Source organism: Bacillus sp. NPDC094064 (genome assembly GCF_050279585.1).
In the GTDB taxonomy this organism is placed as follows: domain Bacteria; phylum Bacillota; class Bacilli; order Bacillales; family Bacillaceae_G; genus Bacillus_A.
In genome coordinates this window covers 17,860-43,032 of record NZ_JBNNUI010000016.1, presented here as the reverse complement: position 1 = coordinate 43,032, position 25,173 = coordinate 17,860, and the positions used below count along the sequence as shown (strand labels likewise).

General features: G+C 40.3%; 32 protein-coding genes and 1 other annotated feature. All 32 genes read left to right on the top strand.

Annotated elements, in window-relative coordinates; genetic code table 11:
• Window positions 1-2: 2 nt before the first annotated feature.
• Window positions 3-515 carry an NYN domain-containing protein gene (locus ACQKNI_RS25280; protein ID WP_098945957.1) on the top strand — a complete coding sequence of 171 codons (513 nt, stop codon included), beginning with the start codon at window positions 3-5 and terminating at the stop codon, window positions 513-515.
• Between the two features lie 67 nt (window positions 516-582).
• Window positions 583-1,242 carry an RNA polymerase sporulation sigma factor SigH gene (locus ACQKNI_RS25275; protein ID WP_000387198.1) on the top strand — a complete coding sequence of 220 codons (660 nt, stop codon included), beginning with the start codon at window positions 583-585 and terminating at the stop codon, window positions 1,240-1,242.
• 130 nt (window positions 1,243-1,372) lie between these two features.
• Window positions 1,373-1,519 (top strand): 50S ribosomal protein L33, encoded by a 147-nt coding sequence (rpmG, locus tag ACQKNI_RS25270; RefSeq protein WP_012260172.1) that lies wholly within the window; start codon window positions 1,373-1,375, stop codon window positions 1,517-1,519.
• Window positions 1,520-1,551: 32 nt separating this feature from the next.
• A complete protein-coding gene (gene secE, locus ACQKNI_RS25265; RefSeq protein WP_001241321.1) occupies window positions 1,552-1,731 on the top strand; it encodes a preprotein translocase subunit SecE in 180 nt (59 codons plus the stop codon).
• Between the two features lie 131 nt (window positions 1,732-1,862).
• The gene (gene nusG / locus ACQKNI_RS25260; protein ID WP_000415794.1) at window positions 1,863-2,396 is read left to right on the top strand and encodes a transcription termination/antitermination protein NusG; all 534 of its coding nucleotides are present in this window, start codon (window positions 1,863-1,865) and stop codon (window positions 2,394-2,396) included.
• Window positions 2,397-2,562: 166 nt separating this feature from the next.
• Window positions 2,563-2,988 carry a 50S ribosomal protein L11 gene (gene rplK / locus ACQKNI_RS25255; RefSeq protein ID WP_001085872.1) on the top strand — a complete coding sequence of 142 codons (426 nt, stop codon included), beginning with the start codon at window positions 2,563-2,565 and terminating at the stop codon, window positions 2,986-2,988.
• A 178-nt stretch (window positions 2,989-3,166) separates the two neighbouring features.
• Window positions 3,167-3,859, top strand: a complete 693-nt coding sequence (rplA, locus tag ACQKNI_RS25250; protein ID WP_002020168.1) for a 50S ribosomal protein L1 — start codon at window positions 3,167-3,169, stop codon at window positions 3,857-3,859.
• A gap of 49 nt (window positions 3,860-3,908) precedes the next feature.
• Window positions 3,909-4,052: a sequence feature (ribosomal protein L10 leader region), on the top strand.
• 39 nt (window positions 4,053-4,091) lie between these two features.
• The gene (gene rplJ, locus ACQKNI_RS25245; protein ID WP_000048718.1) at window positions 4,092-4,592 is read left to right on the top strand and encodes a 50S ribosomal protein L10; all 501 of its coding nucleotides are present in this window, start codon (window positions 4,092-4,094) and stop codon (window positions 4,590-4,592) included.
• Between the two features lie 67 nt (window positions 4,593-4,659).
• Window positions 4,660-5,019, top strand: coding sequence for a 50S ribosomal protein L7/L12 (rplL, locus tag ACQKNI_RS25240; protein ID WP_000159736.1), 360 nt, complete (start codon window positions 4,660-4,662; stop codon window positions 5,017-5,019).
• A 76-nt stretch (window positions 5,020-5,095) separates the two neighbouring features.
• A complete protein-coding gene (locus ACQKNI_RS25235) occupies window positions 5,096-5,695 on the top strand; it encodes a class I SAM-dependent methyltransferase (RefSeq protein ID WP_088232921.1) in 600 nt (199 codons plus the stop codon).
• 291 nt (window positions 5,696-5,986) lie between these two features.
• Window positions 5,987-9,520, top strand: a complete 3,534-nt coding sequence (gene rpoB / locus ACQKNI_RS25230) for a DNA-directed RNA polymerase subunit beta (RefSeq protein WP_088232922.1) — start codon at window positions 5,987-5,989, stop codon at window positions 9,518-9,520.
• Window positions 9,521-9,557: 37 nt separating this feature from the next.
• Window positions 9,558-13,169 carry a DNA-directed RNA polymerase subunit beta' gene (gene rpoC / locus ACQKNI_RS25225; RefSeq protein WP_088232923.1) on the top strand — a complete coding sequence of 1,204 codons (3,612 nt, stop codon included), beginning with the start codon at window positions 9,558-9,560 and terminating at the stop codon, window positions 13,167-13,169.
• A 113-nt stretch (window positions 13,170-13,282) separates the two neighbouring features.
• On the top strand, window positions 13,283-13,531 hold the full coding sequence (locus tag ACQKNI_RS25220) for a ribosomal L7Ae/L30e/S12e/Gadd45 family protein (protein WP_088232924.1): 249 nt from the start codon (window positions 13,283-13,285) through the stop codon (window positions 13,529-13,531).
• A 114-nt stretch (window positions 13,532-13,645) separates the two neighbouring features.
• A complete protein-coding gene (rpsL, locus tag ACQKNI_RS25215) occupies window positions 13,646-14,068 on the top strand; it encodes a 30S ribosomal protein S12 (protein WP_001142341.1) in 423 nt (140 codons plus the stop codon).
• 29 nt (window positions 14,069-14,097) lie between these two features.
• A complete protein-coding gene (gene rpsG, locus ACQKNI_RS25210; RefSeq protein WP_001137493.1) occupies window positions 14,098-14,568 on the top strand; it encodes a 30S ribosomal protein S7 in 471 nt (156 codons plus the stop codon).
• A 208-nt stretch (window positions 14,569-14,776) separates the two neighbouring features.
• Window positions 14,777-16,855 (top strand): elongation factor G, encoded by a 2,079-nt coding sequence (gene fusA, locus ACQKNI_RS25205; protein WP_088232925.1) that lies wholly within the window; start codon window positions 14,777-14,779, stop codon window positions 16,853-16,855.
• 117 nt (window positions 16,856-16,972) lie between these two features.
• A complete protein-coding gene (gene tuf, locus ACQKNI_RS25200) occupies window positions 16,973-18,160 on the top strand; it encodes an elongation factor Tu (protein ID WP_001029614.1) in 1,188 nt (395 codons plus the stop codon).
• 398 nt (window positions 18,161-18,558) lie between these two features.
• The gene (gene rpsJ, locus ACQKNI_RS25195) at window positions 18,559-18,867 is read left to right on the top strand and encodes a 30S ribosomal protein S10 (RefSeq protein WP_001040596.1); all 309 of its coding nucleotides are present in this window, start codon (window positions 18,559-18,561) and stop codon (window positions 18,865-18,867) included.
• A 34-nt stretch (window positions 18,868-18,901) separates the two neighbouring features.
• Complete coding sequence (gene rplC, locus ACQKNI_RS25190; RefSeq protein WP_000160207.1) at window positions 18,902-19,534, top strand: 50S ribosomal protein L3; 633 nt, start codon at window positions 18,902-18,904, stop codon at window positions 19,532-19,534.
• Window positions 19,535-19,559: 25 nt separating this feature from the next.
• Window positions 19,560-20,183 (top strand): 50S ribosomal protein L4, encoded by a 624-nt coding sequence (rplD, locus tag ACQKNI_RS25185; protein ID WP_001127258.1) that lies wholly within the window; start codon window positions 19,560-19,562, stop codon window positions 20,181-20,183.
• Complete coding sequence (gene rplW, locus ACQKNI_RS25180) at window positions 20,183-20,473, top strand: 50S ribosomal protein L23 (protein WP_001205558.1); 291 nt, start codon at window positions 20,183-20,185, stop codon at window positions 20,471-20,473. The genes rplD and rplW overlap by 1 nt, the downstream gene beginning before the upstream one ends.
• A 28-nt stretch (window positions 20,474-20,501) precedes the next feature.
• Entirely contained in the window at window positions 20,502-21,332 is an 831-nt protein-coding gene (gene rplB / locus ACQKNI_RS25175; RefSeq protein WP_000511585.1) for a 50S ribosomal protein L2, read from the top strand.
• Window positions 21,333-21,392: 60 nt separating this feature from the next.
• Complete coding sequence (gene rpsS, locus ACQKNI_RS25170) at window positions 21,393-21,671, top strand: 30S ribosomal protein S19 (protein ID WP_000124454.1); 279 nt, start codon at window positions 21,393-21,395, stop codon at window positions 21,669-21,671.
• Between the two features lie 17 nt (window positions 21,672-21,688).
• Window positions 21,689-22,030, top strand: a complete 342-nt coding sequence (gene rplV, locus ACQKNI_RS25165; protein ID WP_001148024.1) for a 50S ribosomal protein L22 — start codon at window positions 21,689-21,691, stop codon at window positions 22,028-22,030.
• A gap of 3 nt (window positions 22,031-22,033) precedes the next feature.
• Window positions 22,034-22,693 carry a 30S ribosomal protein S3 gene (gene rpsC, locus ACQKNI_RS25160; protein WP_000529956.1) on the top strand — a complete coding sequence of 220 codons (660 nt, stop codon included), beginning with the start codon at window positions 22,034-22,036 and terminating at the stop codon, window positions 22,691-22,693.
• Window position 22,694: 1 nt separating this feature from the next.
• Window positions 22,695-23,129: a 50S ribosomal protein L16 gene (rplP, locus tag ACQKNI_RS25155; protein WP_000928969.1), complete on the top strand. Its 435-nt coding sequence runs from the start codon at window positions 22,695-22,697 to the stop codon at window positions 23,127-23,129.
• Window positions 23,119-23,319, top strand: coding sequence for a 50S ribosomal protein L29 (gene rpmC, locus ACQKNI_RS25150; RefSeq protein ID WP_000855718.1), 201 nt, complete (start codon window positions 23,119-23,121; stop codon window positions 23,317-23,319). Before rplP ends, rpmC begins: the two co-directional genes overlap by 11 nt.
• 20 nt (window positions 23,320-23,339) lie before the next feature.
• Entirely contained in the window at window positions 23,340-23,603 is a 264-nt protein-coding gene (gene rpsQ / locus ACQKNI_RS25145) for a 30S ribosomal protein S17 (protein WP_000004106.1), read from the top strand.
• 43 nt (window positions 23,604-23,646) lie between these two features.
• Window positions 23,647-24,015 (top strand): 50S ribosomal protein L14, encoded by a 369-nt coding sequence (rplN, locus tag ACQKNI_RS25140; protein WP_000615912.1) that lies wholly within the window; start codon window positions 23,647-23,649, stop codon window positions 24,013-24,015.
• A gap of 38 nt (window positions 24,016-24,053) precedes the next feature.
• Window positions 24,054-24,365 (top strand): 50S ribosomal protein L24, encoded by a 312-nt coding sequence (rplX, locus tag ACQKNI_RS25135; protein ID WP_000558200.1) that lies wholly within the window; start codon window positions 24,054-24,056, stop codon window positions 24,363-24,365.
• Window positions 24,366-24,391: 26 nt separating this feature from the next.
• Window positions 24,392-24,931: a 50S ribosomal protein L5 gene (rplE, locus tag ACQKNI_RS25130; protein WP_001080829.1), complete on the top strand. Its 540-nt coding sequence runs from the start codon at window positions 24,392-24,394 to the stop codon at window positions 24,929-24,931.
• Between the two features lie 33 nt (window positions 24,932-24,964).
• Window positions 24,965-25,150, top strand: a complete 186-nt coding sequence (gene rpsN / locus ACQKNI_RS25125) for a 30S ribosomal protein S14 (protein ID WP_001085700.1) — start codon at window positions 24,965-24,967, stop codon at window positions 25,148-25,150.
• Window positions 25,151-25,173 lie beyond the last annotated feature (23 nt).

Sequence of the window (25,173 nt, the reverse complement as noted above, 5' to 3'; positions counted from 1 at the left end):
AAATGAACGATATTTTAATCGTTGATGGCTACAACATTATCGGGGCTTGGGGAGATTTGAAGAAACTGCGGGATGTAGATTTGCAATCATCAAGAGATGCACTCATTGATAAGATGGCGGATTATCAAGGTTATACAGGCACAAAGGTAATGATAGTATTTGATGCCTATACAGTTTATGGTATTGAAAAAAAGATGAAACAATCTCGTGTGGAAGTAATATTCACGAGAAAGAATCAAACTGCGGATGAAAAGATAGAGCAACTTGCGATTGAGCTTAGAAATATAAATACACAAATATACGTTGCGACTTCTGATTATACGGAACAGTGGGTTATATTTGCGCAAGGTGCTCTTCGGAAATCTGCACGTGAATTAGAGTTGGAAGTACAAGCGATGGAGCAACAAGTGAGAAGACGTACAAAAGACACGAAAGAAAAGCAACCCGCCATGCGGAAGATATTTAGTAAGGATATTACAGAAAAATTAGAAAAATTAAGAAGAGGAGAGCGTTGAAGCATTGACGCTCTTTATCTTTTTACTGTATAATATTGCTAAATAAATAGCGGTCGGAGGGATCAAGGTGGAAGCAGGCTTCGTAAGTGTAGGCGACGTTACATTTCGTGATTTAGAGGATGAGGCAATCGTTGAGTTAGTTCGAAAAGGTAATACTGACGCTTTAGAATATTTGATTCACAAATATAAGAACTTTGTTCGCGCGAAATCAAGATCTTATTTCTTGGTGGGTGCCGATCGAGAAGATATTGTTCAAGAAGGTATGATTGGATTGTTTAAAGCAATTCGTGATTATAAAGAGGACAAGCTGTCTTCATTCAAAGCATTTGCTGAACTGTGTATCACTCGACAAATTATTACCGCTATTAAAACAGCAACCAGGCAAAAACATATTCCGTTAAATTCATATGTATCTTTAGATAAGCCAATTTATGATGAGGAATCTGATCGAACACTATTAGATGTTATTTCAGAAGCGAAAGTAACTGATCCTGAGGAAATGATTATCAGTCAGGAAGAATATACAGACATAGAATCTAAAATATCTGAATTATTAAGCGATTTAGAAAGGAAGGTACTATCTCTATACTTAGATGGCCGTTCCTATCAAGAGATTTCAGAACAGCTAAACAGGCATGTGAAATCTATTGATAACGCGTTGCAACGTGTGAAAAGGAAACTGGAAAGATATATGGAGATGAGAGAGAGTACAACCTTAAACTCATAGCAAGTATCGCAGGTGTAAGATAATTCACCTGTTTTCTTTTTGTAAAGAGAGTAGGAGTCATGACATTGACATTGTCTTTTGTTGTATGATACATTTTTAGGGACATAATGTTACAAGGTTGGTGTAACTAATGAGGAAAAAAGTTGTACTCTCATGTGAAGAGTGTAAAAATCGAAACTACTCTACGATGAAAGATACGAGCTCAGTAGAGCGACTTGAGATAAAGAAGTTTTGTAAAACATGCAATAAGCATACAGTTCACAAGGAAACAAAATAAATAATTGAAATACTAAATTGGAGGTCCCGTAGATGCGTTTAACGAACTTTTTCGGCGATGTAGGTCGCGAAATGAAAAAAGTAAGTTGGCCTAAAAAAGATGAATTACTTCGCTCAACAGCGACAGTTATTGCTACAGTTGTCTTCTTTGCGATTTTCTTCGCAGTAGTTGATATGGGCATTTCTTCTTTAATTCGGTTAATTCTTGGTTAATTCTTGAATAAGAAGCACTTATCCATGATATAATGTTATTTATAAGAACTGTGTAAAAGCCCGGTGAACGGGTTTTTTCATTTGCGCAAAAAAATGTACGTCAGGGAGGGAAGGACGCTCGTCCTAAATGAATGGAAAAAAGTTGGTATGTTGTCCATACTTATTCTGGATATGAAAATAAAGTAAAAGCAAACCTAGAGAAACGTGTAGAATCAATGGGTATGCAAGATAAAATTTTCCGTGTTGTTGTCCCGGAAGAAGTAGAAGTAGAAATGAAAAACGGTAAAGAAAAATTAATGAAAAGAAAAGTGTTCCCAGGTTACGTATTAGTAGAACTAATCATGACTGATGACTCTTGGTATGTTGTACGTAACACGCCGGGTGTAACTGGGTTCGTTGGTTCTTCTGGTTCTGGTTCTAAACCATCACCTCTATTAGAAGAGGAAGTTGTTACCATCATGAAGCATATGGGAATGGACAACGAAGTGGTTGATTTCGACTTTGAACTTCATGAAACAGTGCGTGTAAATGAAGGGCCATTCGCAGATTATACAGGTGCTATCGAAGAAATTGATGTGGAGAAGAAGAAGGTTAGCGTGCTTGTGGACATGTTTGGACGCGAGACTCCAGTTGAGCTTGACTTCCATCAAATTGAAAAATTATAAAATGAAACTTGAAATGAATTGTAAAAAGTGATAATATCTTTTAAGTCAGTACGTCTTCGTTATCGGAGACGTTTTTTGAAAGATTTTATCACTACGATAAAATATGACGTGGGAGGGCAAATCACTGTCCAATTGACCACATCACGGACTTAAGGAGGTGTGTCTCGTGGCTAAAAAGGTAATTAAAATGGTAAAGCTTCAAATTCCTGCAGGTAAAGCTAACCCAGCTCCACCAGTTGGTCCAGCATTAGGACAAGCAGGTGTTAACATCATGGGCTTCTGTAAAGAGTTTAACGCTCGTACAGCAGATCAAGCTGGTCTTATCATCCCTGTTGAAATTACGGTATTTGAGGACCGTTCATTCACTTTCATTACTAAAACTCCTCCTGCTGCTGTTCTTCTTAAGAAAGTAGCTGGTATTGAGTCTGGTTCTGGTGAACCAAACCGTAATAAAGTGGCAACTGTTAAGCGTGATAAAGTACGCGAAATCGCTGAAACTAAAATGCCTGACCTAAATGCTGCTAGCGTAGAAGCTGCAATGCGTATGGTTGAAGGTACTGCACGCAGTATGGGCATCGTTATCGAAGACTAATTCGATTTGTTTTTTTTAAAAAGGTTGCGGGTCTGGAATTCCAATTCGCAACCTTTATTATCGTAAATGATTATCGTTTTTAAATAAATGGATGGCGCGCATCCTCAGGTTATACCTGGAAATAAGCGTAAACGTGGGAGGTTATTCCGCTAAAACCACATTCGAGGAGGAAATAAAAATGGCTAAAAGAGGTAAAAAGTACGTAGAAGCTGCAAAGCTTGTTGATCGTGCAGCTGCTTACTCTGCAACAGAAGCAGTAGAATTAGTAAAGAAAACAAACACAGCTAAATTTGATGCAACTGTAGAAGCTGCATTCCGTTTAGGTGTTGACCCTAAGAAAGCTGACCAACAAATCCGTGGTGCAGTTGTTCTTCCGCACGGTACTGGTAAAGTACAACGTGTATTAGTATTCGCTAAAGGCGAAAAAGCTAAAGAAGCTGAAGCTGCTGGAGCTGACTTCGTAGGCGATGCTGATTACATCGGTAAAATCCAACAAGGTTGGTTCGATTTCGATGTAGTAGTAGCAACTCCTGACATGATGGGTGAAGTTGGTAAACTTGGTCGCGTATTAGGACCTAAAGGTTTAATGCCAAACCCTAAAACTGGAACAGTTACTTTCGATGTAACTAAAGCTGTTAACGAAATCAAAGCTGGTAAAGTTGAATACCGCGTTGATAAAGCTGGTAACATCCACGTTCCAATCGGTAAAGTATCTTTCGAAGATGCTAAATTAGTAGAAAACTTCAGAACAATTGCTGACACTTTACAAAAAGTTAAGCCAGCTGCTGCAAAAGGTACTTACATGAAGAACGTAACGGTTGCTTCTACAATGGGACCTGGCGTACGTGTAGACGTTTCTACATTAGCGTAAAAATTGGAAGTTGACTTCATAAAGAAGATTTAATATAATCATTTATGTTGTGAATTTAAATAGTGTACCGTAGACAGTAGGTGTCAATAGACTTAATTTCCTACCTAGGTGTTAATATACGAAACGGAATTTTTTTCTGTGACTATATGCCTCCATGTCTACAAGTTGGGCATGGAGGTTTTTAGTGCACTTTCGGTACATCTTCTATATAATCTACAGGAGGTGTAATAACATGAGCAAAGTAATCGAAACTAAACAACAAGTTGTGACTGAAATCGCGGACAAACTTCGCGCTAGTAAATCTACAATCGTTGTTGACTACCGTGGTTTAACAGTTTCTGAAGCAACAGAATTACGTAAGCAATTACGTGAAGCTGGCGTTGAGTTCAAAGTTTACAAAAACTCTTTAACTCGTCGTGCTGCAGAGTCTGCTGAAATGGCTGAGTTAAACGAATTCTTAACAGGACCAAACGCAATCGCGTTCAGTAACGAGGATGTAGTTGCTCCTGCGAAAGTATTAAACGACTTCGCTACAAAGCATGAAGCTTTAGAAATTAAAGCGGGCGTAATCGAAGGTAAACTTGTAACACTTGATGAGGTTAAAGCTATCGCTACTCTTCCATCACGTGAAGGCTTACTTTCTATGCTTCTTAGCGTTCTTCAAGCTCCAATCCGTAATCTTGCACTTGCTACTAAAGCAGTTGCAGAACAAAAGGAAGAGCAAGGCGCTTAATTTTTTAAAAGATAATTACTTGTTATCTATAAAACAATACAAACCTATTTAAGGGAGGATATTTACAATGACTAAAGAACAAATCATTGAAGCAGTTAAATCTATGACTGTATTAGAACTTAACGACTTAGTAAAAGCTATCGAGGAAGAATTCGGCGTAACTGCTGCTGCTCCTGTAGCTGTTGCTGGTGGCGCTGGAGAAGCTGCTGCTGAGAAAACTGAATTTGATGTGGAACTAACTAGCGCTGGTGCACAAAAAATCAAAGTTATCAAAGTTGTTCGTGAAATCACTGGTCTTGGCTTAAAAGAAGCTAAAGAATTAGTTGACAACACTCCAAAAGTAATCAAAGAAGCTGCTGCTAAAGAAGAAGCTGAAGAAATCAAAGCTAAACTTGAAGAAGTTGGCGCTGCTGTAGAAGTTAAGTAATTAACTTTTGATGCTTTAAAAAAAGCTCGCTCTCATGCGAGCTTTTTTTTTAACTGTAAAGAAAAGAGGTGGCCATATGGCAGACCATTATTTTTCTAACGACCCTTCTAGTAAAAGTGATCGTAAACGATGGGAATTTACCCTTCGTGGATCTCGATTTACTTTTTTATCTGACCATGGGGTGTTTTCGAAAAACGAGGTGGACTTTGGTTCTCGTCTTTTAATTGAAGCGTTTCAAATGCCGGATATTAAAGGTGATATATTAGACGTAGGTTGCGGATACGGTCCTATTGGTTTGTCGTTAGCGAAAGAGTTTCAAGGTCGTAACGTTCACATGGTGGATGTGAATGAAAGGGCGCTTGGGCTTGCAAAAGAAAATGCCGCTAATAACAAAATCGAGAATATACGTATTTTTCAAAGTAGCGTCTATGAAAATGTAGATGGCGAGTATGCTGCCATTCTATCTAATCCTCCAATTCGTGCAGGGAAAGATATCGTGCATGAAATTTTAGAAAAAGCTGTGGAGTATTTAGTTCCAGGTGGAGAGCTGTGGATTGTTATTCAAAAGAAGCAAGGTGCACCATCTGCGCTGAAGAAACTAGAAGAAGTGTTTTCTGAAGTTGAAGTTGTAGAAAAGAAAAAAGGATATTATATCATAAAATCAAAAAAACGTTGACGGTTATTTTTGGCTATGTTAACATTATACAATGCCAATATATGATTTTCTGCGTTGAGAAAAATGTATATTTTTGTTTCTCTTGGAAAAGATAGTAAAATCAGCAGATTATGAAACAGAATGATGGTTTTCTTATAGAAGCCATTTTTCTTTTTTGAGCAGGTAGAAAGACTCAACGTATTTATCTTTAAGAGAAAAAGACTACGCGAATAGCAGTAGTTGTATTTATTTGTGATTTTGCACAAATTTTTTTGTGCATTTATAATACTCATGATTTGAGGGGTGAAGCAGTTGACAGGTCAACTAGTTCAATACGGACGCCACCGCCAACGAAGAAGTTATGCCCGTATTAGTGAAGTATTAGAGTTACCAAATCTTATCGAAATTCAAACCTCTTCTTATCAGTGGTTTCTTGATGAGGGTTTGCGAGAAATGTTCCAAGACATTTCTCCGATTGAAGACTTTACGGGAAATCTATCGCTTGAATTTATCGACTACAGCTTAGGTGAACCTAAATACTCTGTAGACGAATGCAAAGAGCGTGATGTGACGTATGCAGCACCACTTCGTGTAAAAGTGCGTCTAATCAACAAGGAAACTGGTGAAGTAAAAGAACAAGATGTGTTCATGGGAGATTTCCCACTCATGACAGAGACTGGAACATTCGTAATTAACGGTGCAGAACGTGTTATCGTTTCCCAGTTAGTTCGCTCTCCAAGCGTATACTATAGTGGCAAAGTGGATAAAAACGGAAAACGTGGTTTTACTGCTACTGTAATTCCAAACCGCGGAGCTTGGTTAGAGTATGAGACAGATGCTAAGGATGTTGTATATGTGCGTATTGACCGTACGCGTAAACTTCCTGTAACTGTTTTGTTACGCGCATTAGGGTTTGGCTCTGATCAAGAAATCACCGAGCTTTTAGGTGATAACGAATACTTAAGCAACACATTAGAAAAAGACAACACAGATAGCACAGAAAAAGCATTGCTTGAAATTTATGAGCGTCTACGCCCTGGTGAACCACCAACAGTAGAAAATGCTAAGAGCTTACTTGTGTCTCGTTTCTTCGATCCAAAGCGCTACGATTTAGCAAATGTAGGTCGCTATAAGATCAACAAAAAGTTACACATTAAAAACAGATTGTTTAATCAACGTTTAGCTGAAACGTTAGTGGATCCAGAAACTGGTGAAATTTTAGCGGCAGAAGGAACAATCTTAGATCGTCGTACACTTGATCGCATTTTACCTTACTTAGAGAAAAACATTGGATTCAAAACAGCGAAACCAATGGGTGGAGTGGTAGAAGGCGATGTTGAGCTGCAATCCATTAAGATTTATGCTCCTGAGTCAGAAGGCGAACGCGTAATTAATGTAATTGGTAACGCAAATATTACTCGTGATATTAAACATATCACACCAGGTGATATCCTTGCTTCTATCAGTTACTTCTTCAACCTACTATACAAAGTAGGGGATACAGATGATATCGACCACTTAGGAAACCGTCGTCTGCGTTCTGTTGGAGAATTATTACAAAATCAATTCCGTATCGGTCTTTCTCGTATGGAACGTGTTGTTCGTGAGAGAATGTCGATCCAAGATACAAATGCAATTACACCACAGGCATTAATTAATATTCGTCCTGTTATTGCATCTATTAAAGAGTTCTTCGGAAGTTCTCAGTTATCTCAGTTCATGGACCAAACAAACCCATTAGCAGAGTTAACTCACAAACGAAGACTATCTGCATTAGGACCTGGTGGTTTAACGCGTGAGCGCGCAGGCTTTGAAGTGCGTGACGTTCACTACTCTCACTATGGTCGTATGTGTCCGATTGAAACACCAGAGGGACCAAACATCGGTTTGATTAACTCATTATCTTCGTTCGCGAAAGTAAATGAGTTTGGTTTCATTGAAACACCATACCGCCGTGTTGATCCAGAAACTGGTCTTGTAACAGGGCATGTTGATTACTTAACAGCAGATGAAGAAGATAATTATGTTGTAGCCCAAGCGAATATGAAACTATCTGAAGAAGGAGAATTCCTTGATGAAGATATCGTAGCTCGTTTCCGTGGTGAAAACATTGTCACAAATAAAGAACGCATCGACTACATGGATGTATCTCCAAAACAAGTAGTGTCGGCAGCGACAGCTTGTATTCCGTTCTTAGAAAACGATGACTCTAACCGCGCACTTATGGGAGCGAACATGCAACGTCAGGCGGTTCCGTTAATGAATCCGGAATCTCCGATTGTAGGTACTGGTATGGAGTACGTATCAGCAAAAGACTCAGGTGCTGCAGTAATCTGTAAACACCCTGGTGTTGTTGAACGCGTAGAAGCACGTGAAGTTTGGGTACGTCGCTATGTAGAAGTTGACGGTCAAACAGTAAAAGGCGACTTAGATCGCTACAAAATGCAGAAATTCATTCGTTCTAACCAAGGAACTTGTTACAACCAACGTCCAATCGTAAGTGTTGGAAACGAAGTTGTAAAAGGTGAAATCCTTGCGGATGGTCCTTCTATGGAACTGGGCGAACTAGCACTTGGACGTAACGTGCTTGTTGGCTTCATGACTTGGGACGGTTATAACTACGAGGATGCGATCATTATGAGTGAGCGCCTTGTAAAAGATGATGTGTACACTTCTATTCATATTGAAGAATATGAGTCAGAAGCTCGTGATACGAAGCTTGGACCAGAAGAAATTACACGTGACATTCCAAACGTTGGGGAAGATGCATTGCGCAACCTTGACGAGCGCGGTATCATTCGCGTTGGTGCGGAAGTAAAAGATGGAGATTTACTTGTTGGTAAAGTAACACCTAAAGGTGTAACAGAATTAACAGCTGAAGAACGTCTATTACATGCTATCTTTGGAGAAAAAGCACGTGAAGTACGTGATACATCACTACGTGTACCACACGGTGGTGGCGGTATTATCTTAGACGTAAAAGTATTCAACCGTGAAGATGGCGATGAATTGCCACCAGGAGTGAATCAACTTGTACGTGCATATATCGTTCAAAAACGTAAAATTTCTGAAGGTGACAAAATGGCCGGACGTCACGGTAACAAAGGTGTTATCTCTCGTATTTTACCAGAAGAAGATATGCCTTACTTACCAGATGGTACGCCAATCGATATCATGTTAAACCCATTAGGGGTACCATCTCGTATGAATATCGGTCAGGTATTAGAGCTTCATCTTGGTATGGCAGCGAGATACCTTGGTATTCACATTGCAACACCAGTATTCGATGGTGCTCGTGAGGAAGATGTTTGGGGCACGATTGAAGAAGCTGGTATGGCAAACGACGCGAAAACAATCCTGTATGACGGACGTACTGGTGAACCATTCGATAACCGCGTATCTGTTGGTGTCATGTATATGATCAAACTTGCGCACATGGTTGACGATAAACTTCATGCTCGTTCTACTGGACCATACTCACTTGTAACGCAGCAGCCTCTTGGAGGTAAAGCTCAGTTCGGTGGACAGCGTTTCGGTGAGATGGAGGTTTGGGCACTTGAAGCTTACGGTGCTGCTTATACTCTTCAAGAAATCTTAACAGTGAAGTCTGATGATGTTGTTGGACGTGTTAAGACGTATGAAGCAATTGTTAAAGGCGAAAATGTTCCAGAACCAGGCGTTCCTGAATCATTCAAAGTATTGATTAAAGAGCTGCAAAGTTTAGGTATGGACGTTAAAATGATGTCTAGCGACGATACAGAAATTGAAATGCGTGATACGGAAGATGACGATGATCATCAATCAGCAGATAAATTGAATGTCGAAGTGGAGACAACTAAGGAATAATTGGGATAACCTGTAGACTAAAAGGGAGGTAGGCCCCTTGATAGATGTAAATAACTTTGAATATATGAAGATTGGACTTGCTTCACCTGACAAGATTCGTTCTTGGTCATACGGTGAAGTTAAGAAACCAGAAACTATTAACTATCGTACGTTAAAGCCTGAAAAAGATGGCTTGTTCTGTGAACGTATTTTCGGACCACAAAAGGACTGGGAATGTCATTGCGGAAAATACAAACGTGTACGTTATAAAGGTGTAGTTTGTGATCGATGTGGCGTTGAAGTAACGCGTGCAAAAGTACGTCGTGAACGTATGGGTCATATCGAATTAGCTGCTCCTGTATCTCATATTTGGTATTTCAAAGGTATCCCGAGCCGCATGGGACTTGTCTTAGACATGTCCCCTCGCGCGCTTGAAGAAGTAATTTATTTCGCTTCTTATGTTGTAACAGAAAGTGGAGATACACCACTTGATAAGAAGCAATTACTTTCTGAAAAAGAATACCGTGCATATCGTGATCGATATGGTAGCACATTCCAAGCTGCTATGGGTGCAGAAGCGATTAAAAAGCTACTACAAGATATCGATTTAGATAAAGAAGTAGACTTCTTAAAAGAAGAATTAAAAACAGCACAAGGACAACGCCGTACTCGTGCTATTAAACGTCTAGAAGTATTAGAAGCATTCCGTAACTCTGGAAATGAACCATCTTGGATGATCTTAGATGTTCTACCAGTTATCCCACCAGAACTACGCCCAATGGTACAGTTAGATGGTGGACGTTTTGCTACTTCTGACTTAAACGACTTATACCGTCGTGTAATTAACCGTAACAACCGTTTAAAACGTCTATTGGACTTAGGTGCACCAAGCATCATCGTTCAAAACGAAAAACGTATGTTACAAGAAGCTGTAGACGCATTAATCGATAATGGTCGTCGTGGCCGTCCAGTAACTGGACCAGGTAACCGTCCATTAAAATCACTATCTCACATGCTTAAAGGTAAACAAGGACGTTTCCGTCAAAACTTATTAGGTAAACGTGTTGACTACTCTGGCCGTTCTGTAATCGTTGTAGGACCGAACTTAAAGATGTATCAATGTGGATTACCGAAAGAAATGGCGCTTGAACTGTTCAAACCTTTCGTTATGAAAGAGTTAGTTGAAAAAGGATTAGCACACAATATTAAGAGTGCGAAACGTAAAATCGAGCGTGTACAACCTGAAGTTTGGGACGTTTTAGAATCTGTGATCAAAGAGCATCCAGTACTTCTAAACCGCGCACCAACACTTCACCGTCTTGGTATCCAGGCGTTTGAACCTACATTAGTAGAAGGTCGTGCAATCCGTCTTCACCCACTTGTATGTACTGCATACAACGCTGACTTTGACGGTGACCAAATGGCGGTTCACGTTCCATTATCATCAGAAGCGCAAGCAGAAGCTCGTCTTCTTATGTTAGCGGCACAAAACATCTTGAATCCAAAAGACGGAAAACCAGTTGTTACTCCATCTCAGGATATGGTATTAGGTAACTACTACTTAACACTTGAGCGTGAAGGTGCAATCGGTGAAGGTATGGTCTTCAAAGATGCAAATGAAGCATTACTTGCATATCAAAATGGATATGTACATCTGCACACACGTGTTGCAGTTGCTGCAAGCGCAGTAAACAATGCAACATTTACTGAAGAGCAAAAAGGTATGCTTCTATTAACAACAGTTGGTAAATTAATATTTAACGAAATCTTACCAGAGTCGTTCCCTTATATTAACGAACCAACAAACTCAAACCTTGAAAAAGAAACACCAGCGAAATACTTCGTTGAAAAAGGTGCGAACATTAAAGAGATTATTGCTAGTCGCGAAGAAGTGGCACCATTTAGCAAGAAGATCCTTGGAAACATCATTGCGGAAGTGTTCAAACGTTTCCAAATTACAGAAACATCTCGCATGCTTGACCGTATGAAAAACCTAGGATTTAAGTACTCTACAAAAGCTGGTATTACAGTTGGGGTATCTGACATTCTTGTATTAGGTGAAAAAGATGAAATTCTCCACGAAGCACAAGCAAAAGTAGATAATGTAATTAAACAATTCCGTCGCGGTTTAATCACGGAAGAAGAACGTTACGATCGCGTTATCTCTATTTGGAGTAATGCAAAAGATGTTATCCAAGGAAAACTGATGAAGTCCTTGAATAAACGCAACCCGATCTTCATGATGAGTGATTCCGGTGCCCGTGGTAACGCATCGAACTTTACTCAGCTTGCTGGTATGCGTGGTCTGATGGCCAATCCATCTGGTCGTATTATCGAACTTCCGATCAAATCAAGTTTCCGTGAAGGTTTAACAGTACTTGAGTACTTCATCTCTACGCATGGTGCGCGTAAAGGTCTTGCCGATACAGCACTTAAAACTGCCGATTCTGGTTACTTAACACGTCGTCTAGTTGACGTTGCACAAGATGTAATCGTTCGTGAAGACGATTGTGGAACAGATCGTGGTTTACTAATTGGTGCGATTAAAGAGGGTAATGAAGTTATTGAGTCTTTATATGATCGTCTTGTTGGACGTTTTGCAAGAAAAACTGTAAAACATCCTGAAACAGGTGAAGTATTAGTTGGTGAAAATCAATTAATTACTGAAGATATCGCTCATATCGTTGAAAATTCGGGTGTTGAAACTGTAAACATTCGTTCAGCGTTTACGTGTAACACTCGCCATGGTGTATGTAAGAAGTGTTACGGTCGTAACTTAGCAACTGGTACAGACGTAGAAGTAGGAGAAGCGGTAGGTATTATCGCAGCTCAATCTATCGGTGAGCCAGGTACACAGTTAACGATGCGTACGTTCCATACAGGTGGGGTTGCCGGAGATGATATCACTCAAGGTTTACCTCGTATCCAAGAGATCTTCGAAGCTCGTAATCCGAAAGGTCAGGCAGTTATCAGTGAAATCGACGGTGTTATCGCAGCGATCAACGATGTTAAAGATCGCCAAGAAGTAGTTGTACAGGGTGAAGTAGAAGCTCGTACGTATGCTATTCCTTACGGTGCTCGTTTGAAAGTAACTCTAGGACAGCCAATTAGCCACGGTAAAGAGTTAACAGAAGGTTCTATTGATCCGAAAGAATTACTAAAAGTAACGGACATTACAGCAGTTCAAGAATACTTATTACGTGAAGTTCAAAAAGTATACCGTATGCAAGGGGTAGAAATTGGTGACAAACACGTAGAAGTAATGGTACGTCAAATGCTACGTAAAGTTCGTGTAAGTGATGCAGGTGAAACAGATGTATTACCAGGAACGTTACTAGATATCCATCAGTTTACTGATGCGAATGCGAAGGTGTTACTGCAAGGTAAACAACCAGCAACAGCTAGACCTGTTCTACTTGGTATTACAAAAGCTTCACTTGAAACAGATTCATTCTTATCTGCAGCATCGTTCCAAGAAACAACTCGTGTCTTAACTGATGCAGCAATTAAAGGTAAACGCGATGAACTTCTAGGATTGAAAGAAAATGTTATTATCGGTAAACTTGTTCCTGCTGGAACAGGTATGAATCGTTATCGCAAAGTGGATCTTGTAAAAACAACGCAAGATGACATGAATGTAGAAAACGATGAAGTTTATGTGGAACAGTAAAATTTTCCGTCGTAAATTTTGTATAAAAACAGTTAATCCTAGTTGACATTGTATGAGTCAAAATGTTACTATAAGCAAGGTTGCTCCTGAACGATGCTTTGGAGGATATTTATATGTCTTATCAAAAAGTGTCAAATGCTGAAAATGTAGTCGTTGGTCATAAACGTACATTGGAGGCAATCAAAAACGGTATAGTTAAAGAAGTTGTCATCGCAGAAGATGCTGATATGCGGTTAACCAATGTTATCATTCGTAATGCATTGCAACATAACATACCTATAACAAAAGTTGAATCAGTTCGTAAACTTGGAAAAGTTTCGGGGATTCAAGTGGGAGCTTCAGCAATAGGAATAATAAGTTAAAACTGTTTTTGTGAGGAGAGAGCATTTGCTCTCCCTTGCAAAAACTTTGTTTTCAACTAATAATGAACCACCTGGATATGTGGTCATACAAACATGCGAAGGGAGGATAATCAAATGCCTACTATTAACCAATTAGTGAGAAATGGTCGTACTGATAAAGTATGGAAATCTAAATCACCTGCGTTAAACAAAGGGTTCAACTCTTTAAAGAAAAAATCAACTGATATCTCTGCACCTCAAAAACGTGGTGTATGTACTCGTGTTGGTACAATGACTCCAAAGAAACCTAACTCAGCGTTACGTAAATACGCTCGTGTACGTTTAACAAACGGTATCGAGGTTACAGCTTACATCCCAGGTATCGGTCATAACCTACAAGAGCATAGCGTAGTATTAATTCGCGGTGGTCGTGTAAAGGATTTACCGGGGGTACGTTACCACATCGTTCGTGGTGCGCTTGACACAGCTGGTGTTGACAAACGTATGCAAGGACGTTCTAAATATGGTACTAAGAGACCAAAACCTGCTAAAAAATAATAACTTTAAAATGAAAGGAGGAACTCAATATGCCTCGTAAAGGACCTGTTGCGAAACGTGACGTGTTACCAGATCCAATGTACAATTCGAAGCTAGTAACACGCCTTATCAACAAAATGATGGTTGACGGTAAAAAAGGTAAATCTCAAACAATTCTTTATAATGCGTTCGATATCGTAAGCGAACGTACTGGTAAAGAGCCAATGGAAGTATTCGAGCAAGCTCTTAAGAACATTATGCCTGTTCTTGAAGTACGCGCTCGTCGTGTTGGTGGTGCTAACTACCAAGTTCCAGTTGAGGTTCGTCCAGAACGCCGTACAACTTTAGGTCTTCGTTGGTTAGTAAACTACGCTCGTCTTCGTGGTGAAAAAACTATGGAAGAGCGTCTTGCTAACGAAATCTTAGATGCAGCTAACAACGCTGGTGCATCAGTTAAGAAACGTGAAGACACTCATAAAATGGCAGAAGCTAACAAAGCATTTGCTCATTACCGTTGGTAGGATTCAACGTAAAATAAATGTAAGCATAAACCGCTTTATTTGTCGCTTATGGAAGTGTGGAGAGGGAGAATGCCTCTCCCTTTCGTTGGGCGCTCGTTTTACATAATGAGAGTACTGGACATACTGACATGTGTAACAATATAAAGTGGCTTTTTTGCTACTTAAAATAAAAAAATCCAATCCATATATGGAAGGAGCAAGACACCAAATGGGAAGAGAGTTCTCTTTAGAAAACACTCGTAATATTGGTATCATGGCTCACATCGATGCTGGTAAAACAACAGCAACTGAGCGTATTCTGTATTACACAGGACGTATTCATAAAATCGGTGAAACTCACGAAGGTGCATCTCAGATGGACTGGATGGAGCAAGAGCAAGAGCGTGGTATCACAATTACTTCTGCTGCAACTACAGCACAATGGAAAGGTCACCGTGTAAACATCATTGACACTCCAGGACACGTAGACTTCACAGTAGAAGTAGAACGTTCTTTACGCGTACTTGATGGCGCGGTAGCAGTACTTGATGCGCAATCTGGTGTAGAACCACAAACAGAAACTGTTTGGCGTCAGGCTACTACTTACGGCGTACCTCGTATCGTATTCGTTAACAAAATGGATAAAATCGGTGCAGATTTCTTATACTCTGTAGGAACAATCCACGATCGTTTACAAGCAAACGCACACCCAATTCAGTTACCAATCGGTGCTGAAGATGAGTTCAATGGTATCATTGACCTTGTTGAAGAATGTGCTTACATGTACGGTAACGATTTAGGAACAGACATTCAACGTGTTGAAATTCCTGAAGAGCACAAAGAACTAGCTGAAGAATACCGTGGAAAGCTTATTGAAGCGGTAGCTGAGCTTGATGAAGAAATGATGATGAAGTACCTAGAAGGTGAAGAAATCACTGTAGAAGAGCTTAAAGCTGGTATCCGTAAGGCTACAACTTCTGTAGAATTCTTCCCAGTAATCTGTGGTTCTGCATTCAAAAATAAAGGTGTTCAAATTCTGTTAGACGCAGTTATCGACTACCTACCATCTCCATTAGACGTACCTGCTATCAAAGGTACTCTTCCGGATACAGATGAAGTGGTAGAACGTAAGTCTAGCGATGAAGAACCATTCGCAGCTTTAGCATTCAAAATCATGACTGACCCTTATGTTGGTAAGTTAACGTTCTTCCGTGTGTACTCTGGTGTGTTAAACTCTGGATCATACGTGAAAAACTCAACTAAAGGTAAGCGTGAGCGTGTAGGTCGTATCCTACAAATGCACGCTAACAGCCGTGAAGAGATTTCAACAGTTTACGCTGGTGATATCGCTGCTGCTGTAGGTTTAAAAGATACTACTACTGGTGATACTCTTTGTGACGAGAAGAGCCTTGTTATCCTTGAGTCTATGGAATTCCCAGAGCCAGTTATCTCTGTAGCTATCGAACCAAAATCTAAAGCTGACCAAGATAAAATGGGTACAGCATTATCTAAGCTTTCTGAAGAAGATCCAACATTCCGTGCTCACACTGACCAAGAAACTGGCCAAACAATCATCGCTGGTATGGGTGAACTTCACCTTGATATCATCGTTGACCGTATGCGCCGTGAATTCAAAGTTGAAGCAAACGTTGGTGCTCCTCAGGTAGCATACCGTGAGACTTTCCGCGCTGCTGCGAAAGTTGAAGGTAAGTTCGCTCGTCAATCTGGTGGACGTGGACAATTCGGTCACGTTTGGATTGAGTTTGAACCTAACGAAGAAGGTAAAGGATTCGAATTCGAAAACAAGATCGTCGGTGGTGTAGTTCCTCGTGAATACATCCCAGCTGTTGGAGCAGGTCTTGAAGATGCACTTAAAAATGGTGTACTAGCTGGTTATCCACTAGTTGACATTAAAGCTGCATTAGTTGACGGATCTTACCATGATGTCGATTCATCTGAGATGGCGTTCAAAATCGCTGCATCTATGGCACTTAAAGCTGCGGTTTCTAAATGTAGCCCAGTAATTCTTGAGCCAATGATGAAAGTTGAAGTTGTAATTCCTGAAGAGTACATGGGAGACATTATGGGTGACGTAACATCTCGTCGTGGACGTGTAGAAGGTATGGAAGCTCGCGGTAACGCACAAGTTGTTCGCGCTATGGTTCCACTTTCTGAAATGTTCGGTTATGCAACGTCATTACGTTCTAACACTCAAGGACGCGGAACATTCTCTATGGTGTTTGACCACTATGAAGAAGTACCAAAGTCTGTTTCTGAAGAAATTATCAAAAAAAATAAAGGTGAATAATTGATTTTTATCGATTGTTCGAGTATAACTACTTATGTAAGCTTAGAAAGTGGGACGCAAGTTTCACTTTCTAGTCTAAATATAAAATAACCTATATAAACTAAGGAGGAATTTAGAATGGCTAAAGCTAAATTCGAACGTTCTAAACCCCATGTTAACATCGGTACAATCGGCCACGTTGACCATGGTAAAACTACATTAACTGCTGCGATCACTACAGTTCTTGCAAAAGCTGGTGGTGCTGAAGCACGCGGATACGATCAAATCGATGCTGCTCCAGAAGAAAGAGAGCGCGGTATCACAATCTCAACTGCACACGTTGAGTACGAAACTGAAACTCGTCACTATGCACACGTTGACTGCCCAGGTCACGCTGACTATGTTAAAAACATGATCACTGGTGCTGCTCAAATGGACGGCGGTATCTTAGTAGTATCTGCTGCAGATGGCCCAATGCCTCAAACTCGTGAGCACATCCTTCTTTCTCGTCAAGTAGGTGTACCTTACATCGTTGTATTCTTAAACAAATGCGACATGGTAGACGACGAAGAATTATTAGAATTAGTAGAAATGGAAGTTCGCGACCTATTATCTGAATACGGATTCCCAGGCGACGACATTCCTGTAATCAAAGGTTCTGCTCTTAAAGCTCTTCAAGGAGAAGCTGATTGGGAAGCAAAAATCATTGAATTAATGGCTGAAGTTGATGCTTACATCCCAACTCCAGAACGTGAAACTGACAAACCATTCTTAATGCCTGTAGAGGATGTATTCTCTATCACAGGTCGTGGTACAGTTGCTACTGGTCGTGTTGAGCGCGGTATCGTTAAAGTTGGTGACGTAGTAGAAATCATCGGTCTTGCTGAAGAAAATGCTTCTACAACTGTAACTGGTGTAGAGATGTTCCGTAAACTTCTTGACCAAGCTCAAGCTGGAGACAACATCGGTGCTTTACTTCGTGGGGTTGCTCGTGAAGACATCCAACGTGGACAAGTACTTGCAAAAAGCGGTTCTGTAAAAGCTCACGCTAAATTCAAAGCTGAAGTTTTCGTATTATCTAAAGAAGAAGGTGGACGTCACACTCCATTCTTCGCTAACTACCGTCCTCAGTTCTACTTCCGTACAACTGACGTAACTGGTATCATCCAATTACCAGAAGGTACTGAAATGGTAATGCCTGGTGACAACATCGAAATGACTATCGAACTTATCGCTCCAATCGCTATCGAAGAGGGAACTAAATTCTCTATTCGTGAAGGTGGACGTACAGTAGGTTACGGTGTAGTTGCTACTATCGTTGAGTAATCTTAACTGATATAAAAAAACCCAAGGGATTTTCCCTTGGGTTTTTTGTTTGTGTTTATATAAGAAACAAGATAACATTTTTTCGTTTTGGCGAGTTTCTTCTATAGTATATAAAATCAATAAAACAAAACCCAGAAACTGTAAAAAGAATTCTAGTAGATGAAAACTTGAAATTCTTTAAAGTGCCATGTATAATAGCAAAAGTAGAGAAAAGCAGATGCAAACAAAAAGATGCTTGCATCTAGACGAATAACATTGTATAATAGACAATGTTGGTCTTTGACTGCGATGAAGTGGAAGGTTGCTGACACACCCGGCCGCTTTGCCATGGCATGGTGTGGGGAAATTTCCATGGAGAAGGTCTATTTTAGAAATAGGCGAACGAAGGAGGGAAAATAATGGCAAAAGAAAAAATTCGTATCCGTTTAAAAGCTTACGATCACCGTATTCTTGATCAGTCAGCTGAGAAAATTGTAGAAACAGCTAAGCGTTCTGGGGCAACAGTTTCTGGTCCGATCCCATTACCAACTGAGAAAACTGTTTACACAATTCTTCGTGCTGTTCATAAGTACAAAGATTCTCGTGAGCAATTCGAAATGCGCACGCACAAACGTCTAATCGACATCGTGAGTCCTACTCCACAAACAGTAGATTCATTAATGCGTTTAGACTTACCATCTGGTGTAGATATCGAAATCAAACTATAATTTATATAACTTAAAAATGTAGGAGGTGTAACTCATGACCAAAGGAATCTTAGGAAGAAAGATCGGTATGACTCAAGTATTTGCTGAGAACGGTGAGTTAATCCCAGTAACAGTTATCGCTGCTAATCCAAACGTTGTTCTTCAAAAGAAAACAACTGAAACTGATGGCTACAACGCAATTCAGTTAGGATTTGAAGATAAACGTGAAAAGTTAACTAACAAACCTGAACAAGGCCACACTGCTAAAGCATCTACAACTCCTAAGCGCTTCATTCGCGAAATCCGCGATGCAGACGTGGACGGATTAGAGGTTGGTCAAGAGGTAAAAGTTGACGTATTCGCTACAGGTGAAATCGTTGATGTAACAGGAATTTCTAAAGGTAAAGGTTTCCAAGGTGTTATCAAACGCCACGGACAATCTCGCGGACCTATGTCTCATGGTTCTCGCTATCACCGTCGTCCAGGTTCAATGGGCCCAGTTGCTCCGAACCGTGTATTCAAAGGCAAAAAACTTGCTGGACGTATGGGTGGAGACCAAGTTACTATCCAAAACTTAGAAATCGTTCAAGTTGACACTGAGCGCAACTTATTATTAGTAAAAGGTAACGTTCCAGGTGCTAAGAAATCTCTTGTAGTTGTTCAAGGCGCTGTGAAGGTTAGCAAATAATTCACAATAGGAAGGAGGAATTCCAATGCCAAAAGTTACTGTATATAACCAAACTGGTTCACAGGTTGGTGAAATCGAATTAGCTGAAGCTATTTTCGGTATCGAACCAAATGAAGCTGTACTTTTCGAAGCTGTAATGATGCAACGTGCATCTTTACGTCAAGGTACACACAAAGTAAAAACTCGCTCTGAAGTTCGCGGTGGTGGTCGTAAACCATGGCGTCAAAAAGGAACTGGACGTGCTCGTCAAGGGTCTATCCGCTCTCCTCAATGGCGTGGTGGTGGTACGGTATTCGGACCTACACCAAGAAGCTATGCGTACAAACTTCCTAAGAAAGTTCGTCGTTTAGCAATCAAATCTGCATTAGCTACTAAAGTAGTTGAGAACAACATTGTAGTTCTTGAAGACCTAGTGTTAAATGCACCAAAAACAAAAGATATGCTAGCAGTACTTAAAGGATTAACTGTTGAGAAGAAAGCTCTTATCGTAACTGCTGATGCAAACGAATCTGTAGAGTTATCTGCTCGCAATATCCCTGGAGTAACAGTAATCACTGCTGATGGCGTAAACGTTTTAGACGTGCTTCATCATGATAAGCTAATCATGACAAAAGCGGCAGTGGAAAAAGTAGAGGAGGTGCTTGCATAATGAGAGATCCTCGTGATATCATTAAGCGCCCAGTTATCACTGAACGTTCTATGGAAATGATGGCTGAAAAAAAATACACGTTCGATGTGGACGTTAAATCTAATAAAACAGAAGTTAAAGATGCTCTTGAAGCGATCTTTGGTGTTAAAGTAGAAAAAGTGAACATCATGAACTACAAGCCGAAAGCAAAACGCGTTGGTCGTCACGCTGGTTTTACTAGCCGTCGTCGTAAAGCAATCGTTAAGCTAACTGCTGACAGCAAAGAAATCGAAATCTTCCAAGGCGTTTAATTCTTACTAAAGAAGGAGGGAAATTGAGATGGGAATTAAAAAGTATAATCCAACTACTAACGGTCGTCGTAACATGACTACGAATGATTTCGCTGAAATCACGACTGACAGACCCGAAAAGTCATTACTTGCTCCTTTAAGCAAGAAGGCTGGTCGTAATAACCAAGGTAAAATTACTGTACGTCATCAAGGTGGCGGACATAAGCGTCAATACCGTATCATCGACTTTAAGCGTAACAAAGATGGAATTCCAGGACGCGTTGCTACGATCGAATACGATCCAAACCGCTCTGCGAATATCGCATTAATTAACTACGTTGACGGTGAAAAACGTTACATTCTTGCTCCTAAAACTTTAGAAGTAGGTATGGAAGTTATGTCTGGCCCAGAGGCTGACATCAAAGTCGGTAACGCATTACCATTAATCAACATTCCAGTAGGTACTGTTGTTCATAACATCGAGCTTAAGCCTGGTCGTGGCGGACAATTAGTTCGTTCTGCTGGTACATCTGCTCAAGTACTTGGTAAAGAAGGTAAATACGTACTTGTACGTTTAACTTCTGGTGAAGTACGTCTTGTATTATCTGCTTGTCGCGCTTCAATCGGTCAAGTAGGTAACGAACAACACGAACTTATCAAAATCGGTAAAGCAGGTCGCTCTCGCTGGTTAGGTAAACGCCCAACAGTTCGTGGTTCTGTAATGAACCCGGTTGATCACCCACACGGTGGTGGTGAAGGACGTTCTCCAATCGGACGTAAGTCTCCAATGTCTCCATGGGGTAAACCAACTCTTGGATTCAAGACTCGTAAGAAAAACAAAGCGTCTGACAAATTTATCGTTCGTCGTCGTAAAAAATAATGGGATTGTAGTACGGTTCATTTCTAGAACCGTACGCCAATCACGAAGGGAGGCACCAAAATGGCTCGTAGCTTAAAAAAAGGACCATTTGTCGATGATCACTTAATGAGCAAAATGGAAAAATTAGTTGCATCTGAGCAAAAACAAGTTGTTAAAACTTGGTCTCGCCGTTCAACAATCTTCCCTCAGTTCATCGGACACACAATCGCTGTATATGATGGTCGTAAACACGTACCTGTGTACATCACTGAGGATATGGTTGGCCATAAGTTAGGTGAATTCGCACCAACTCGTACGTATAAAGGTCACCTTGCTGACGATAAGAAAACTAGAAGATAATGAGAGGAGGCACTTCAATGCAAGCTAAAGCAGTAGCGAGAACAGTTCGTATTGCTCCTCGTAAAGTTCGTTTAGTAGTAGACTTAATCCGAGGTAAGCAAGTGGGTGAAGCGATTGCTATCCTTAACCACACACCGAAAACTGCTTCTCCAGTTGTAGAAAAAGTTTTAAAATCTGCAATCGCAAATGCAGAGCACAATTATGAGATGGATATTAACAACTTAGTTGTTGAAAAAGTTTTCGTTGACGAAGGTCCAACGTTAAAACGTTTCCGTCCACGTGCAATGGGTCGTGCAAGCCAAATTAACAAACGCACAAGCCACATCACAGTTGTGGTATCAGAAAAGAAGGAGGGATAATCGATGGGTCAAAAGGTTAATCCAATTGGTCTTCGTGTCGGCGTTATTCGTGATTGGGAATCTCGTTGGTTCGCTGAGAAAGATTACGCTACATTATTACATGAAGACATCAAAATCCGTGAGTACATTAATGTACGCTTAAAAGATTCTGCTGTTGCTAAAGTAGAAATCGAACGTGCAGCAAATCGTGTAAATGTTACAATTCACACTGCAAAACCTGGTATGGTAATTGGTAAAGGTGGTACTGAAGTTGAAGCACTTCGTAAAGCTCTTAACCAATTAACAGGCAAGCGTGTACACATCAACATTTTAGAAGTTAAGAGAGCTGATCTTAACGCTAAATTAGTAGGCGAAAACATCGCTCGTCAATTAGAAAACCGTGTATCATTCCGTCGTGCACAAAAGCAAGTTATTCAACGTGCTATGCGTGCAGGTGCTAAAGGTATTAAAACACAGGTTTCTGGTCGTCTTGGCGGAGCTGATATCGCTCGTGCAGAATCTTACAGTGAAGGAACTGTTCCACTTCATACACTTCGCGCTGATATTGACTATGCAGCAGTTGAAGCTGATACAACATACGGTAAATTAGGCGTAAAAGTATGGATCTACCGTGGAGAAGTCCTTCCTACAAAAAAGAAAGCTTCTGAGGAAGGAGGAAAATAATATGTTAATGCCAAAACGCGTAAAATATCGTAGAGAGCATCGTGGTAAAATGCGTGGTCGTGCTAAAGGTGGAACTGAAATTGCTTTCGGTGAATTCGGTTTACAAGCACAAGCTGCTTCATGGATTACAAACCGTCAAATCGAAGCTGCTCGTCGTGCAATGACTCGTTACATGAAACGTGGCGGTAAAGTATGGATTAAAATTTTCCCTTCTAAACCTTACACTGCAAAACCTCTAGAAGTACGTATGGGTTCCGGTAAAGGGGCACCAGAAGGCTGGGTAGCAGTAGTAAAACCTGGGAAAATTATGTTCGAAATCGCGGGTGTATCTGAAGAGGTAGCACGCGAAGCATTACGTCTTGCAGCTCACAAGTTACCTGTGAAATGTAAATTCGTAAAACGTGAAGAAAATGGTGGTGAATCTAATGAAAACTAATGATATTCGTGAATTAACCACTGCCGAAATCGAAACAAAAGTTAAAGCTTTAAAGGAAGAGTTGTTTAATCTTCGCTTCCAACTTGCTACAGGACAATTAGAGAATCCAACTCGCATTCGTGAAGTGCGTAAAGCAATTGCTCGTATGAAAACTGTAGTTCGTGAAAGAGAGATCGGAATTAATCGATAAATTGAGGGGAGGTTTGCATAGTGAGCGAACGTAACCAACGCAAAGTTTATACTGGTCGTGTAGTGTCTGACAAAATGGACAAAACGATTACAGTTTTAGTTGAAACTTACAAAACTCATTCCTTGTACGGAAAACGTGTTAAGTATTCTAAGAAGTACAAAGCCCATGATGAGCAAAACCAAGCGAAACTTGGCGATATCGTTAAAATCATGGAAACTCGCCCGCTTTCTGCTACTAAGCGTTTCCGTTTAGTTGAAATCGTTGAAGAAGCGGTTATTATCTAAATAGACGAATCGGAATTTTTAGTCCGAAGGGAGGTTTCATAACATGATCCAACAAGAATCTCGTTTGAAAGTTGCTGACAACTCTGGTGCACGTGAACTTTTAACAATTAAAGTATTAGGCGGCTCTGGTCGTAAATATGCTAACATTGGTGATATTATCGTTGCTACGGTAAAACAAGCAACACCAGGTGGCGTTGTTAAAAAAGGTGACGTTGTTAAAGCAGTAGTAGTACGTACGAAGAGCGGAGCTCGTCGTCCGGACGGTTCTTATATCAAATTTGATGAAAACGCAGCGGTTATCATTAAAGACGATAAGAGCCCACGTGGTACTCGTATCTTCGGACCAGTAGCTCGTGAATTACGTGATAGCAACTTCATGAAGATCGTTTCTTTAGCTCCAGAAGTTCTATAATTTAAGGTATTGCCTTGCTAAGGAGGTGCAGAATTAAGATGCATGTAAAAAAAGGTGATAAAGTACAGGTAATCACTGGTAAAGACAAAGGAAAACAAGGCGTTATCCTTGTGGCTTTCCCAAAGCAAAACCGTGTTATCGTTGAGGGTGTCAACATCGTTAAGAAGCACTCTAAGCCATCTCAATTAAATCCACAAGGTGGAATTATTACTAAAGAAGCACCTATTCACGTTTCTAACGTTATGATTTTAGATCCGAAAACAGGTGAACCTACTCGTGTAGGCTTCAAAGTAGAAGATGGTAAAAAAGTTCGTATTGCAAAAAAATCTGGTGAATTATTAGATAAATAATTTTCTTAAGAAAGGAGGTCACTTCATTGAATCGCCTTAAAGAGAAGTTCCAAAAGGAAATTACTCCTGCTCTAGTGAGCAAGTTTAACTATAAATCTGTGATGGAAGTACCGAAAATCGAAAAGATCGTAATCAACACTGGTGTTGGTGACGCGGTATCTAACTCAAAAGCTTTAGACAATGCAGTAGAAGAATTAACACAAATCGCAGGTCAAAAACCTGTTGTAACTCGTGCTAAAAAATCAATCGCTGGTTTCCGTCTTCGTGAAGGTATGCCAATCGGTGCGAAAGTAACTTTACGCGGCGAGCAAATGTATGAGTTCTTCGACAAATTAGTATCAGTTTCTTTACCACGTGTACGTGATTTCCGTGGTGTTTCTAAGAAATCATTCGATGGTCGTGGAAACTACACATTAGGTGTTAAAGAGCAACTTATTTTCCCTGAGATCGACTATGATAAAGTAAGCAAAGTCCGCGGTATGGACATCGTAATCGTTACTACAGCGAAAACTGATGAAGAAGCTCGTGAACTTTTAACACAATTCGGTATGCCATTCCAAAAATAATGGAAGCCAACGCTAAGTAGAGGAGGCGAAAACGTGGCTAAAAAATCTATGATAGCGAAACAAAAGCGTACTCCTAAGTTTAAAGTACAAGAGTATACACGTTGCGAACGCTGCGGTCGTCCGCATTCTGTATACCGCAAATTTAAACTTTGCCGTATTTGTTTCCGTGAACTTGCATATAAAGGTCAAATTCCTGGTGTTAAAAAAGCTAGTTGGTAAAACCCACAAATGGGAAGGAGGTA